General features: G+C 41.5%; 12 protein-coding genes and 1 other annotated feature. Of the genes, 4 read left to right on the forward strand and 8 right to left on the reverse strand.

The features are described 5' to 3' along the window. Positions 1-621: 621 nt before the first annotated feature. The 3 genes from clpB to rluD all read right to left on the reverse strand — a co-directional run bounded on the left by clpB (position 622) and on the right by rluD (position 5,037). The gene (gene clpB / locus Xbud_RS01305) at positions 622-3,195 is read right to left on the reverse strand and encodes an ATP-dependent chaperone ClpB (protein WP_099134364.1); all 2,574 of its coding nucleotides are present in this window, start codon (positions 3,193-3,195) and stop codon (positions 622-624) included. A 129-nt stretch (positions 3,196-3,324) separates the two neighbouring features. Continuing rightward, positions 3,325-4,056: a purine nucleoside phosphorylase YfiH gene (yfiH, locus tag Xbud_RS01310; protein ID WP_099134365.1), complete on the reverse strand. Its 732-nt coding sequence runs from the start codon at positions 4,054-4,056 to the stop codon at positions 3,325-3,327. A gap of 3 nt (positions 4,057-4,059) precedes the next feature. Next, positions 4,060-5,037: a 23S rRNA pseudouridine(1911/1915/1917) synthase RluD gene (gene rluD, locus Xbud_RS01315; protein ID WP_099134366.1), complete on the reverse strand. Its 978-nt coding sequence runs from the start codon at positions 5,035-5,037 to the stop codon at positions 4,060-4,062. Between the two features lie 162 nt (positions 5,038-5,199). On the opposite strand from rluD, the gene bamD reads away from it, so the two are divergent. The 3 genes from bamD (at position 5,200) to pheA (ending at position 8,131) form a co-directional block, all read left to right on the forward strand. Further along, entirely contained in the window at positions 5,200-5,922 is a 723-nt protein-coding gene (gene bamD, locus Xbud_RS01320; RefSeq protein WP_169923016.1) for an outer membrane protein assembly factor BamD, read from the forward strand. Positions 5,923-6,236: 314 nt separating this feature from the next. Next, complete coding sequence (gene raiA, locus Xbud_RS01325; protein WP_099134368.1) at positions 6,237-6,569, forward strand: ribosome-associated translation inhibitor RaiA; 333 nt, start codon at positions 6,237-6,239, stop codon at positions 6,567-6,569. A gap of 195 nt (positions 6,570-6,764) precedes the next feature. After that, positions 6,765-6,886, forward strand: a sequence feature (Phe leader region). Positions 6,887-6,976: 90 nt separating this feature from the next. After that, the gene (pheA, locus tag Xbud_RS01330) at positions 6,977-8,131 is read left to right on the forward strand and encodes a bifunctional chorismate mutase/prephenate dehydratase (RefSeq protein ID WP_099134369.1); all 1,155 of its coding nucleotides are present in this window, start codon (positions 6,977-6,979) and stop codon (positions 8,129-8,131) included. Between the two features lie 51 nt (positions 8,132-8,182). Here pheA and tyrA read toward each other — a convergent pair whose 3' ends face one another. Then, positions 8,183-9,304, reverse strand: coding sequence for a bifunctional chorismate mutase/prephenate dehydrogenase (gene tyrA, locus Xbud_RS01335; RefSeq protein WP_099134370.1), 1,122 nt, complete (start codon positions 9,302-9,304; stop codon positions 8,183-8,185). A 5-nt stretch (positions 9,305-9,309) separates the two neighbouring features. Continuing rightward, positions 9,310-10,404 carry a 3-deoxy-7-phosphoheptulonate synthase gene (locus Xbud_RS01340; RefSeq protein ID WP_099134371.1) on the reverse strand — a complete coding sequence of 365 codons (1,095 nt, stop codon included), beginning with the start codon at positions 10,402-10,404 and terminating at the stop codon, positions 9,310-9,312. Between the two features lie 499 nt (positions 10,405-10,903). On the opposite strand from Xbud_RS01340, the gene Xbud_RS01345 reads away from it, so the two are divergent. Then, positions 10,904-12,247, forward strand: coding sequence for an anaerobic C4-dicarboxylate transporter (locus tag Xbud_RS01345; RefSeq protein ID WP_099134372.1), 1,344 nt, complete (start codon positions 10,904-10,906; stop codon positions 12,245-12,247). A gap of 132 nt (positions 12,248-12,379) precedes the next feature. Here Xbud_RS01345 and rplS read toward each other — a convergent pair whose 3' ends face one another. The 3 genes from rplS to rimM all read right to left on the reverse strand — a co-directional run bounded on the left by rplS (position 12,380) and on the right by rimM (position 14,133). Next, positions 12,380-12,733 carry a 50S ribosomal protein L19 gene (rplS, locus tag Xbud_RS01350; protein ID WP_099134373.1) on the reverse strand — a complete coding sequence of 118 codons (354 nt, stop codon included), beginning with the start codon at positions 12,731-12,733 and terminating at the stop codon, positions 12,380-12,382. Between the two features lie 64 nt (positions 12,734-12,797). Further along, positions 12,798-13,550 carry a tRNA (guanosine(37)-N1)-methyltransferase TrmD gene (gene trmD / locus Xbud_RS01355; protein WP_099134374.1) on the reverse strand — a complete coding sequence of 251 codons (753 nt, stop codon included), beginning with the start codon at positions 13,548-13,550 and terminating at the stop codon, positions 12,798-12,800. A gap of 34 nt (positions 13,551-13,584) precedes the next feature. After that, positions 13,585-14,133: a ribosome maturation factor RimM gene (gene rimM / locus Xbud_RS01360; protein ID WP_099134375.1), complete on the reverse strand. Its 549-nt coding sequence runs from the start codon at positions 14,131-14,133 to the stop codon at positions 13,585-13,587. Between the last annotated feature and the right edge of the window lie 4 nt (positions 14,134-14,137).

Raw genomic sequence — 14,137 nt, forward strand, 5'->3', positions numbered from 1 at the left:
TTCCTCCCGCTGCCGCCCGACTTGCATGTGTTAGGCCTGCCGCCAGCGTTCAATCTGAGCCATGATCAAACTCTTCAATTAAAAGTTTGCTGCTCAAAGAATTAAACTGTCTGCTGTTAGTTCATAATGAATTAACTGTTCAGTCACTCTTCAAGACTTTAATCTTTTTTGCCTTGCGGCTTTTCGATAGTGTCCTGCGAGTGCCCACACAGATTGTCTGATTAACTTGTTAAAGAGCGGTGCAACCGAACATTCGTTCCGGGTTGCGAGGCTGCATATCTTACGCTTTCCTCTCAGAGTGTCAAGCCTTTATTTTCGCGGCTTTTAACTCCTGTCACGCTGATTCATTTGTGTGTTCATCGTGACAACGGAGGCGCATTATAGAGAATTTTGTGATACTGGCAATAGTTATTTTAAAAAAATAGCTCGACCGACTATTTATCACTCAAATCAAGCTGGTTAGATGTATTTTTGACCTATCAAATAAAAAAGAGGTGGTTTTTTCACCTCTTTTTTATCTTTGTAAGATTTTTTTATGTTGCTTAACAACATTACTACCCAATAATTGTCTATAAAAATAACTAAATATAGAACACCACAAAGTGAATTGAGTAAAAAATATTATTGTCTTGCAATAATATGGTCATTTTCCAGATCTAATGTGACCAATTTACCTGGCATCAATTTCCCTGAAAGGATCTGCTGAGCCAGCGGATTTTCAATCTCTTGTTGGATAGCCCGTTTTAATGGGCGAGCTCCATATACAGGATCAAAACCAGCGTCACTCAGTTTTTCCAAAGCTGATGGGGTCATTGTGACTTGATAGCCACGCTCTTCCAAACGTTTATACAAACGCTGCAATTGGATATTCACAATAGACTTCAAATGTTCTTTTCCTAGTGGATGGAACACAACAACTTCATCAATTCGGTTAATGAACTCAGGTCTGAAATGGCGACCAACTATCTCCATCACCATATCTTTCATTCCTATATAATCCAGTGCACCAAAATGCTCCTGAATCATGTCTGAACCTAAGTTAGAGGTCATAATTACAACGGTATTACGAAAATCTACTGTTCTGCCTTGACCATCAGTCAAGCGACCATCATCCAAGAGTTGTAGCAAGATATTGAAAACATCCGGATGAGCTTTTTCAACTTCATCTAATAAAATGACAGAGTAAGGGCGACGTCGCACCGCTTCTGTCAGATATCCCCCTTCTTCATACCCAACATATCCGGGAGGAGCACCTACCAGTCTTGAAACGGTGTGTTTTTCCATAAATTCAGACATGTCGATGCGTACCATTGCATCGTCACTATCAAACAGGAAATTAGCCAACTCCTTACACAGCTCAGTTTTACCAACCCCTGTTGGCCCTAAGAACATGAAGGAACCTATTGGACGATTTGGATCAGATAAACCAGCACGGCTACGGCGAATTGCATTCGACACAGCATCAACAGCCTCATTTTGCCCAATTACACGCTTATGTAATTCATGTTCCATACGTAATAATTTATCTTTTTCGCTTTCTAACATTCTGGATACAGGGATTCCTGTCCAGCGAGCAAGAATTTCAGCAATTTCAGCATCAGTAACTTTATTACGCAGCAGTCTCATTGGATGACTTTCTGCTGTTGTCGCAGCAGCAAGCTGTTTTTCCAATTCGGGTATTTTTCCATACTGAATTTCCGACATTTTTGCCAAGTCACCGCTACGACGGGCTTTTTCTAACTCAATACGTGCATTTTCTAACTCAGCCTTAATGTTTTGAGTGCCAGTAAGCTCGGCTTTTTCTGCTTTCCACTCTTCTTCCAGCTCATAATATTCCCGTTCTTTTTCCACCAGCTCTTCATTCAACATATTCAAACGCTTTTTACTGGCATCATCCGATTCTTTTTTTAAAGCCTGCTGCTCAAGTTTTAACTGAATAATTCGACGCTCCAGACGATCTAATGCCTCTGGCTTAGAATCCATCTGCATACGTAGACTGGCTCCAGCTTCATCAATTAAGTCAATCGCTTTGTCAGGTAACATTCGATCAGAAATATAACGATGGGATAATGTCGCCGCAGCAACAATTGCCGGATCAGTTATTTGAACATGGTGATGCAGCTCATAACGCTCTTTAAGGCCACGTAAAATAGCAATGGTGTCCTCAACAGTAGGCTCCGCAACATAAACTTTCTGAAAGCGGCGCTCTAAAGCTGCATCTTTTTCAATGTACTGACGATATTCATCTAATGTTGTCGCACCAACACAGTGCAATTCACCACGGGCCAGTGCGGGTTTCAGCATGTTGCCAGCGTCCATAGCGCCATCAGCTTTACCTGCACCTACCATCGTATGTAATTCATCGATGAACAGAATAACCGAACCTTCCTGTTTAGCGAGGTCATTCAAAACACCTTTCAGGCGTTCTTCAAATTCGCCACGGTATTTAGCCCCCGCCAACAATGCTCCCATATCAAGAGACAGCACACGTTTGTTTTTCAGTCCTTCAGGAACTTCACCATTAACAATACGTTGTGCCAGCCCTTCAACGATAGCTGTTTTCCCAACCCCAGGTTCACCGATCAGCACAGGGTTATTCTTGGTTCGACGTTGTAATACCTGAATTGTTCGACGAATCTCTTCGTCACGTCCAATCACGGGGTCTAATTTACCTTGTTCAGCCCGTTCAGTTAGATCAATTGTGTATTTTTTCAGTGCCTGACGTTGATCTTCGGCACCTTGATCATTTACTTTTTCACCACCACGCATCTTTTCTATGGCCTTAGTGATTTTATCTTTAGTTGCTCCCGCAGCTTTCAATATGTCACCTAATGTGCCACGTTCTTCCAGCGCTGCCAGAACAAAGAGTTCAGAAGAAATGAAATTATCACCTGCTTTTTGAGCAAGCTTGTCGCACAGGTTTAAATAACGCCCTAACTCATTGGATACCTGTACATCACCGCCACTACCCTCCACTTTCGGAAATCTATCCAAAGCCAGGTTAAGCCGATCATTCAAGTTACCCGTATCAATCCCTGCGGACATCAATAAAGGACGAATTGAGCCTCCCTCCTGATTAAGCAATGCGCTCATCAAGTGGACAGGTTCGATGAATTGATTATCACGCCCTAATGCGAGAGACTGGGCATCAGCGAGAGCAAGCTGGAATTTATTGGTAAGACGATCCAGACGCATAACACCTCCAATACTGGTCAGAATTTGCTACTGGAGATTAGATAAGGTCATTCCTTAAATATTCAAGGTATTCTGAAAAGTTAATTGGAGACTTTTTGCTATGCACCAAAGATCGTCCTGTGGGATAGGTTATCTCAACCAGATTAAAGTTGCCATACGTCCGGTGATACCATCACGACGATAGGAAAAAAAGTTCTTCTCCTCCGAAACCGTACAAACAGTGCCCCCAAAAACTTTATTTATCCCAATAGACTGCAACTTTAATCTAGCCAGTAAATAGATATTTGCCAAAAATTTAACACCATAAGGTGTAAAGGCTTGTTCCAGATTTGGATCGGTTGCTATAAAGGCGTCCATTACATCGCGCCCGACTTCAAATTTTTCAGGGCCAATAGCTGGCCCCATCCATGCACAGATCATGTCAGGTTTTGCACTGAATTGAGCTACTGTATTTTCCAGCACTCCGGCAAATAATCCACGCCAGCCTGCATGAGCTGCCGCAACCTCATCTCCATTACTGGAACAAAAAAGCACAGGCAAACAATCCGCTGTCATTACAGCACAAACCTGCCCAACTCTATTTGTATAAACAGCATCAGCCTGATTATCTTCCACTAATTGATCATTCAATCTGATGACACGCGTTCCGTGTACCTGCTCCAACCAAATAGGTTGCTGCGGCAGATGAGCATATTCAACCAAGAGTTCTCTGTTCTTCTCCACACATTCAGGGTCATCCCCAACGTGGCCACCTAAATTCAGACTATCATAAGGAGGCAGGCTGATACCTCCCGGCCGGGTTGTACTACATGCACCAACGCTTTCAGGTTGTGCCCAGTCAGGAAAAATTAGTGGTGTCATTACCTACCAATCCATCTCGTCTTTGAAAGTTTCAGCATCTGCCTTCATTACATCAATAAGTTTAACCATGTCATCCGGTAACGCTGCGTGCCATTCCATTTCAATACCTGTTATCGGATGATAAAGACGTAACATAGTGGCATGCAATGCTTGGCGATCAAAGTTGCGCATCACTTCGCGAAATTCTTCAGAAGCCCCTTTCAAAGGACGAGGCCGACCGCCATATAACGGATCACCAACCAGTGGATGTTTAATATGGGACATATGCACACGGATTTGGTGTGTTCTGCCTGTCTCCAGACGCAAACGCAAACGGGTATGTGCCCGGAAATGCTCCATGATTCGGTAGTGAGTCACTGCTGGTTTTCCCATTGGATGAACAGCCATATGCGTCCGTTTTGTTGGGTGACGGGATATCGGCTCCTCCACTGTTCCCCCCGCAGTCATATGTCCCAAAGCGATAGCTTCGTATTCACGGGTAATTTCACGCAGTTGCAGGGATTCCACCAAACGAGTCTGTGCTGGTACTGTTTTTGCGACAACCATCAGACCCGTAGTGTCTTTATCAAGACGATGCACGATGCCTGCACGGGGAACATCTGCAATTTCAGGATAACGATATAGCAGAGCATTCAATATCGTACCATCAGGATTCCCAGCACCAGGATGTACAACCAAGTCACGTGGTTTATTAATGACCAGAATATCGTCATCTTCATAAACAACATTCAATTCAATATCTTGTGGCTCCCAACGAGTATCCTCTTCAATAATAGCATCAATGGAAATTTCTTCGCCGCCCAGTACTTTTTCTTTTGGCTTATTAATCAATTTGCCGTTAACCTGAACTCTTTCATGCAAAATCCACTCTTTTATACGTGATCTTGAATAATCAGGGAACAATTCAGCCAGAGCTTGATCTAAACGTTGACCAAGCTGAGATTCAGCGACTGTTGCATTAAGTCGTATTTGTTGTGCCATATATAATTTCTATATTTTACGTTGAGTTTTGACGGCGAGGCCGTTTCATTTAAAATAGTATGCTATTGTAACTCTATCTTTTGCCGGGAGCTTCACGGGTATTCCTTTCACGGATAGTCTCCCAGAAAACAATCAGAGGGTAATCAACACGTGATGATTCGCATGAAATATCTGGTGGCATCGGCCACATTGAGCCTAATTTTATCTGGGTGCTCCAGCAACAAAGATGCTGTTCCTGATATCCCGCCATCTCAAATTTATTCAAATGGGCAGGAAAAACTACAAAACGGTAACTATAAATTGGCTATTAAGCAATTGGAATCTCTTGATAACCGCTATCCTTTCGGGCCGTATTCTCAACAGGCTCAGCTTGACTTGATCTATTCTTATTATAAATCAGCAGAATTTCCTCTTGCGCTTGCATCTGCTGAACGTTTCATGCGTCTGAATCCAACCCATCCTAATATAGACTACGTACTGTATATGCGGGCTTTGGTGTTACAAGCGATGGATGATAATCTCTTGCAGGATTTTTTAGGGATTGACCGTTCAGACCGTGATCCTGAAAATGCCCGGGCGGCTTTTCGCGATTTCAAACAGTTAGTGCGCTATTATCCTAACAGTCAATATTCTGCAGATGCTTATAAACGTTTAGTTTTCCTCAAAGAGCGTTTAGCCAAACATGAGCTTGCAGTTGTGCAATATTATACTAAACGCGGTGCTTATGTGGCAGTTGTCAATCGTGCAGAACAAATGTTACGTGATTATCCCGATACTCATTCAACCAGAGAATCTCTACCTTATATGGAGAAAGCATATAAGGCATTAGGGCTTAAAGCCGAAGCAGATAAAGTCGCAGCATTAATTGCAGCTAATCCGGTATAGAGTTTCAAAAAAGCATCAAACACAAAAACAGCAGTTGTATGTATGTCTGCTGTTTTTTGTTTTTTAGTATCATCACCCAATGAAACCAATTTAAATTTTGGAATTGTTAACTGAGTTGATAATACCATAACTGATCGATAATGACGCATAATGCCTCTCTTAGCAACAAGTATTACCCATATCTTCATTGTGAATCACAGTTTCACCAATCCACTTCTAAATCTCCTAATAAAAGTGATTTAGATCATTCTTTTTCCACAAAAGAGCGTTATGCTGAAACCATCGAAGACGGAGTAACATAAAGAGGTAACTATATGTTAGTAAACATTACCAGCAAACAAATGGAAATTACCCCCGCAATTCGTAGCCATGTAGAAGACCGTCTAAACAAGTTGAATAAATGGCAAGTTAATCTAATCAATCCACATATCGTACTTTCAAAAGAACCCCAAGGATTCTTGGTTGATGCCACAATCGGCACACCAAATGGTACATTAGTTGCCAGTGCTAAACATGAAGATATGTATAAAGCTATCAATGAGTTGCTGACAAAATTAGAACGTCAACTCAATAAAGTTCAGCATAAAGGAGAAGCTCGCCGAGCAGATCATAGTGTGAAAGAGTCGAATCTTAATTTAGAGATATAGCTACCACTTTTATTTTTTTAACGCGCTCAATGAGCGCGTTTTTACTGACTCTAACACCCTTCCATACCCAATAGATTTAAGATATGGCCAATGAAAGCTGCAACTTGAAAAACAACGGTTATGTTGACATACCTCACCAAATAGGTTAATTAAAGAACACTATTCACTCTGCAAAAATAAGATACAAACAGACGATATGATTGCTAACTTGTTTTTCTCCTTTTTCTTTTTTGCCTTCCCATGAGGAGGTTTTTCGTTTTAAAAATAAAAAGAAGACGAACAGAAAAACCTCCCTACCAATGGGAGGTTTTTTGTTTTATAGGCCACAGCTTATATACCTAATAGACTTAAAACTGTAATTTAAAAGATAAAAGTTATTTCTATAATAAAAATGTCAGGAATACACTATGGAACGAGATTTAATTAACCTTCGTCAAGAAATTAGCGATATTGATGCGGATTTACTGGATCTACTCGCAAAACGCCGACAATTGGCCGGTGACATTGCACAAACCAAACTTCTCGATCATCGCCCGATACGAGATAAAAACCGAGAACGGGAATTACTGGATGCGTTAATTAATAAAGGTAAATCTCGTGGGTTAGACGGGTTTTATATTACCCGCTTGTTCCAAATGATCATTGAAGATTCTGTATTGACACAACAAGCATTGTTACAACAGTATCTGAACCAAACACCTTATGATACCGCCCGGATTACCTTTCTTGGCCCCAAAGGCTCTTATTCTCACCTTGCCGCTCGCCAATTTTCAGCACGCCATTTCAATCAATTAATTGAATGTAGCTGTCACAAATTTGCAGATATCTTTTCATTAGTGGAACTTGGTCAAGCGGATTACGGTATCCTGCCTCTCGAAAATACCAGTTCCGGAGCAATCAATGATGTTTATGACCTATTACAGCACACCCCACTGTCTTTGGTCGGGGAGATCACTCTTCCTATCAACCACTGTTTACTGGTTGCCAAAAAAAGTGATACTTCAAAAATAAAGACGGTATACAGCCATTCCCAGCCTTTCCAACAATGCAGCCAATACCTCAATCAATTTCCACACTGGAATATTGTCTATTGTGAAAGTACAGCTGCTGCCATGCAGAAAGTAACCGAATTAGATTCTCCAGAAGTGGCAGCATTGGGAAGTGAAGCTGGAGGAGCGCTTTATGGGCTACAAGTTTTAAAAAATAATCTGGCAAACCAACAAAATAACAGCACTCGGTTTATTGTTGTCGCCCAAAAATCTATTGAAGTATCAGATCAGGTTCCCGCTAAAACAACTTTTATTATGTACACAGGGCAACAGGCAGGAGCTCTGGTCGATACACTCATTATCTTGAAAAAAAACGATATTATTATGAGTAAATTGGAGTCACGCCCAATAAACGGTAAGCCGTGGGAAGAGATGTTTTATATTGATGTTCAAGCCAATTTGCGCTCGATGAAAATGCAACAAGCACTAAAAGAACTATCTGAAATTACTCGCTTCTTGAAAGTATTGGGATGCTATCCTTCAGAAAATGTGATCCCAATCGATCCATACTAAGATAAAAAACCGGATGGCAACATCCGGTCTCTTTTCTCCATATTCAAGCTATTATACTCGGCTATCATTGGCTTGCCGTAAAAGCGTTCTACTTTCTTTCATAAATCGAATAGCCTCATCACCAAACCATTCACTCACCTGATTAAAACTCGCAATAAATGCTGTTTTGTCCTGATTTTCCAGTAATTCCAAGGCTTGTCCGAAGCTCTGGTGATAACGACGGATCACCTCAATATTTTCAGGACTGGACATAATAATGTCAGCATATAACTGCGGATCTTGTGCAAATAACCGTCCAACCATGGCAAGTTCCAACCGATAAATAGGTGAAGACAGTGATAACAATTGCTGCAAATCGATATTTTCTTGCGTAAGATGTCGGCCATAAGAAAACGTCGTGAAATGACGTAATGCCTGAATAAAACTCATATTTTTATCGTGCTGTTCCGCACTGATTTTATGTAATCGTGCACCCCACACCAACATTTGCTCCAAAAACCATTGATATGACTCCGGTTGGCTCCCATCACAATAAACAACAACCTGTTTAGCAAAACTTCCCACATCAGGCCCAAACATAGGGTGTAATCCCAAAACTGGCCCTTTATGTACGTCAAGCATAGCCTGAAGTGGCTTCTGCTTAATAGAAGACAAATCTACCAAGATGCATTGTTCTGGCAAAGGTGGTAAACGATGGATAATCGCTTCAGTTAAATGAATAGGTACGCTGACAATGACCATACCAGCATTAGCTAATATGTGTTCAGCCTGATCCCAATCATCTGCCTCAAGGATCCGGACTTCATAACCGGACAAGGTCAGTAAGCGATTAAATAACCTTCCCATCTTCCCAGAACCACCAACAATGACGATAGGCCCCATTTGAGGATTGAGCTTTTTAAACCCCTTATCATTCTCACTGGCATAGGATTCCCGCATAATACGGCGCAGAATATCTTCAATTAAGTCTGGAGAGATCCCTAATGTTTCTGCCTCTTGACGGCGAGAAGCCAACATACAGGCCTCCCGCTCAGGTACATAAATCGGTAAGCCAAGTTGACTCTTAATTTCCCCCACTTCCGCTACCAGAGCTATGCGCTTAGCTAGTAAGCTCAGTAGAGCCTTATCTACCTCATCAATTTGCTCCCGCAATTGCGATAATTCTGCTGCCATATCGATTATCCTGCCTGTTGCATCATTATGTTACGTTTTGACAAGTAAGGTTTGATTTGCCAATGTAATTTTCTTAATAGCTGTTCAGTCGTTTGCCAACTGATACAAGCATCAGTTACTGAAACTCCATATTGCATTTCAGAACGAGGTAATTCTGAAGACTGATTCCCTTCATTAATATGGCTTTCCAACATAATACCAATAATGGATTGATTTCCGGCTATAATCTGTTCAGCAACAGAATCCACTACGACGCTTTGGCGGCGAAAATCTTTATTAGAATTCCCATGACTACAATCAATCATCAGTGATGGCACCAAACCCGCCTGAATCATTTGATTTTCGCAGTCACACACATGTTCAGGGCTGTAATTAGGCTCTACCCCACCACGCAAGATTACATGACCATTCGGATTCCCCTGAGTTTGCAACAGACAAACTTGACCTGACTGATTTATTCCCATAAAGCGATGTGACATAGCAGCGGCTTTCATGGCATTAATGGCGGTATTTAAATTACCATCAGTGCCATTTTTAAAACCTACTGATACAGATAAGCCCGATGCCATCTCACGATGAGTCTGGGATTCTGTTGTTCTTGCTCCGATTGCTGACCAGCTGAAAAGATCGCCCAAATACTGAGGGTTATTAGGATCAAGCGCTTCATTTGCCAATGGCAATCCCATTTCTACTAAGTTCAATAATAAACGGCGGGCGATATGTAACCCGGCATCCATATCAAATGATCCATCCATATAAGGATCACTAATTAAACCTTTCCAACCAACTGTAGTGCGGGGTTTTTCAAAATAGACACGCATAACAATATACAGACAATCACTTAGTTCGGCAGAAAGTGATTTCAAGCGACGAGCATAATCAAAGGCAGCATCTACATCATGGATGGAACACGGGCCGCATACTACCAACAAACGAGGATCATTGTGATGAATGATATTAGCAATAGTATTACGCGCGTTTGTGACGGCATGCAGATCGCTGCTACTCAATGGATATTTTTGCTTCAGCTCTTCTGGTGTAATAAGAATCTGTTCATCAAGAATATGAATGTTATTAAGCGCATCTTTTTGCATGATCATTTTTCATACCTGTTTTGTTTGTCTGTTTAACGTTGTTTTTAGTGTCTGGCAGATAACATACCATGCTTCGTAAAGATTACAATCCAATTGTTTATATTTTATTACGATAATGTAAACTTATTTTTACACAATATTGATTTCGTGATTAAATTTAATAAATATATTAATAATTTCAATGTATTTTAATTTTCACAATAAATATATTAGACACTATTAATATTAACAATGAGAGCATGTAATTTTACAATACCACTCACAATAGAAATATTTTATTTACCATTCATGATTTATTTATAATAAAGATAAATTACTTTAAAAATAATGTGATAAAAATAAGATCTCAATCCTATTTTTATATTTGGATTTTCATAATATTAATATGTGTTTTTTGTGTTGGATTGAAACTATGAAACAACACTTATAAAGAATAGTTGAATAACACTGCTTAAAGCGGCTGAGTTATCAACTTTTATTTCTTACTCATTTATTAAGGACAGATATGATAACGCTGCAATTTGCCATAATAATTATATGCTTATTGATAGGTACGCGTTATGCGGGCATGGGATTGGGGCTGATCAGTGGTATCGGACTTTTTATACTGACATTTGTTTTTGGATTAGAACCAGGTAAGCCCCCAGTTGATGTAATGCTCACTATTCTTGCAGTTATCGGTTGTGCATCCGTGTTGCAAACTGCCGGCGGGCTAAACGTCATGATGCAATGCGCTGAACGCCTTCTACGCCGCCATCCTCAACATATTACTATCCTGGCTCCATTGACGACATGGATGTTAACTTTCCTCTGTGGTACTGGTCATGTAGTCTATACTATGTTCCCAATCATCGGTGATATCGCCTTAAAAAAAGGGATACGTCCTGAACGCCCAATGGCTGTTGCTTCTGTTGCCTCTCAGATGGCAATCACAGCTTCTCCCGTTTCTGTTGCCGTTGTTTCTTTAGTGTCAATTATTGCTGCCAGTCATGGTATTGGACGTGCTTACGGAATTTTAGAAATTCTGGCCGTTTCAATCCCTGCATCACTGGCAGGAGTAATACTTGCTGCATTATGGAGTTTGCATCGTGGCAAAAATTTGGATAACGATGAAGAATTCCAAGAGAAAATTAAAGATCCCAAGCAACGTGAGTCTATCTATGGCAGTTCAGAAACCTTATTAGATCAGGTATTTCCTAAACAAGCTTACAGAGCAACTTGGATCTTCTTCGCCGCAATTGCAGTGGTAGTATTGTTTGGCGCATTTACAGAATTACGCCCTTCTTTTGAAATCAAAGGAGAATTAAAACCGCTTTCCATGAATCTGGTTATCCAGATGATGATGCTAATTGCTGGTTCCATTATTTTGATGACATGTAAAGTCAAAACCAATGAAATCGCCAATAGTGCCGTGTTTAAAGCAGGAATGGTTGCGATCTTCTCAGTCTTTGGTGTGGCATGGATGAGTGATACGTTTTTCCACTCCCATTTAGGCGAACTGAAGCTGATATTAGAAGAAGTCGTACAAGCAAGACCCTGGACTTATGCGTTAGTATTGTTCCTGGTATCAAAGTTGGTTAACAGCCAAGCCGCAGCTTTAACTGCAATCGCGCCAATGGGATTACAACTTGGTGTTGATCCTAAACTTTTAATCGCATTCTTCCCGGCAGCCTATGGTTATTTTGTTTTACCTACCTACCCAAGTGATCTGGCATGTATTGGGTTTGACCGCACCGGGACAACAAAGATCGGAAAATTTATCATCAACCACAGTTTCCTTGTTCCGGGCCTGATTGGTGTCAGCAGTGCTTGTGCTGTAGGGTATATTTTAGTGAGTACCTTTATGTAAGCTGCTCTGTATGCTCATAACATAAAAAAGCTCGCTGATTGCAGGCTATTTATTTTTCTGCAAAAACCAGATAGTAAAAAGGCCGGAAAATTCCGGCCTTCAACGATAACTTTCGGATGTAGCAAAAGCGTATTATTTAGCGTTCAGACGCTCTTTAATACGAGCCGCCTTACCAGAACGCTCACGCAGGTAGTACAGTTTAGCTCTGCGAACAGCACCACGACGTTTAACGTTAATGCTGTCTACGACTGGGGAGTGAGTCTGGAATACACGCTCAACACCTTCGCCGTTAGAAATCTTACGAACAGTAAATGCAGAGTGCAGACCGCGGTTACGAATCGCGATAACCACGCCCTCGAATGTCTGCAGACGCTTTTTAGAACCTTCAACGACCCATACCTTAACTTCCACGGTGTCACCCGGACGGAATGAAGGTACGTCTTGCTTCAGCTGCTCTTGTTCAAGTTGTTTAATAATATTGCTCATAATAACTCTCTTACCCTAGGTAAACTGATATATCAAAGACATTCCTTCATAGGATATGTCTGGATTAATTCGTCGCCTGATCCTGATATTCCTGTTGGAATTCAGTCAGCAACATCCTTTGCTCGTCAGTCAGAGCTAGGCTTTCTAGAAGTTCGGGCCTTCTTAACCAAGTGCGGCCAAGCGATTGTTTCATACGCCAGCGATTAATTTCAGCATGGTTTCCTGATAGCAAAACAGGCGGAACTCCTATCCCATCCAACACTTCAGGGCGGGTATAATGCGGACAATCCAACAGCCCGTCAGCAAATGAGTCTTCCTCTGCCGATGACTGACGACCCAATACTCCGGGAATAAACCGGGATATAGAATCAATCATTGCCATAGCCGGGATTTCTCCCCCACTGAGAACGTAATCACCGATAGACCACTCTTCGTCAATTTCGGTTTGGATGACACGCTCATCAATACCTTCATAACGGCCGCAAACCAGAATTAATTTCTCGTTTGCCGCCAGTTCACAAACTCCCTGTTGATCAAGTTTGCGCCCTTGAGGTGATAGATAAATCACTTTTGCATCAACACCAGCCGCAGCTTTGGCTGCATGGATGGCTTCCCTTAATGGTTGCACCATCATCAGCATGCCTGGACCACCACCATAGGGGCGATCATCTACAGTACGATGCCTGTCGTAGGTAAAATCCCTAGGACTCCAACAATCGATACTAAGCAGGCCATTTTTCACTGCCCGACCAGTTACCCCGTAATCGGTTATTGCGCGGAACATTTCAGGAAACAGGCTAATCACCCCAATCCACATACAGCGTCCCACTCCTAAACCGTTTTACCGGAGATTAAAAACCAGGATCCCAATCTACTTCAATGGTTTTAGTAGCGAGATCGACTTTCTTGATAACCTGCCCATCAAGAAACGGAACTAACCGCTCCTTGATACCGAATGCATCTTTCAGGTTTGCCTTTATTACCATGACATCGTTAGACCCTGTTTCCATCATATCTTGGACGGTTCCAAGGTTATAACCTGCCGTATTGATTACCTGACATCCCATAAGGTCTTTCCAGTAATAATCACCGACTTCCAGTTCTGGTAATTTAGATGAATCCACCACTAATTCGCAGCTAGTGAGTAAATTCGCAGCATCCCGATCATCAATATCTTTGATTTTGATGATAATATCCTGATTGTGGTATTTCCACGTTTCCAGCTCAATGTGTTGCCATTGACCAGCACGCTGGATAAACCACGGTTGATATTCAAAAATGTCTTCGGCTTGTTCGGTGGAAGAAAAAACTCTGAGCCAACCACGTATGCCATACGCTGACCCCAGTTTCCCCAACACGATTGGATCAACAGGGTGCTCCAGGCCAGATTGTTTGCTCATTGTT

This window comes from Xenorhabdus budapestensis (assembly GCF_002632465.1).
GTDB classification, from domain to species: Bacteria; Pseudomonadota; Gammaproteobacteria; order Enterobacterales; family Enterobacteriaceae; genus Xenorhabdus; species Xenorhabdus budapestensis.

Bases quoted from the DNA above. Each gene is read 5' to 3' on its own strand.
- trmD (WP_099134374.1), bottom strand. From the start codon at position 13,550: ATGTGGATTGGGGTGATTAGCCTGTTTCCTGAAATGTTCCGCGCAATA.
- bamD (WP_169923016.1), top strand. From the start codon at position 5,200: ATGAAATATCTGGTGGCATCGGCCACATTGAGCCTAATTTTATCTGGG.
- Xbud_RS01340 (WP_099134371.1), bottom strand. From the start codon at position 10,404: ATGATCATGCAAAAAGATGCGCTTAATAACATTCATATTCTTGATGAA.
- clpB (WP_099134364.1), bottom strand. From the start codon at position 3,195: ATGCGTCTGGATCGTCTTACCAATAAATTCCAGCTTGCTCTCGCTGAT.
- rluD (WP_099134366.1), bottom strand. From the start codon at position 5,037: ATGGCACAACAAATACGACTTAATGCAACAGTCGCTGAATCTCAGCTT.
- raiA (WP_099134368.1), top strand. From the start codon at position 6,237: ATGTTAGTAAACATTACCAGCAAACAAATGGAAATTACCCCCGCAATT.
- pheA (WP_099134369.1), top strand. From the start codon at position 6,977: ATGGAACGAGATTTAATTAACCTTCGTCAAGAAATTAGCGATATTGAT.
- Xbud_RS01345 (WP_099134372.1), top strand. From the start codon at position 10,904: ATGATAACGCTGCAATTTGCCATAATAATTATATGCTTATTGATAGGT.
- tyrA (WP_099134370.1), bottom strand. From the start codon at position 9,304: ATGGCAGCAGAATTATCGCAATTGCGGGAGCAAATTGATGAGGTAGAT.
- yfiH (WP_099134365.1), bottom strand. From the start codon at position 4,056: ATGACACCACTAATTTTTCCTGACTGGGCACAACCTGAAAGCGTTGGT.
- rplS (WP_099134373.1), bottom strand. From the start codon at position 12,733: ATGAGCAATATTATTAAACAACTTGAACAAGAGCAGCTGAAGCAAGAC.
- rimM (WP_099134375.1), bottom strand. From the start codon at position 14,133: ATGAGCAAACAATCTGGCCTGGAGCACCCTGTTGATCCAATCGTGTTG.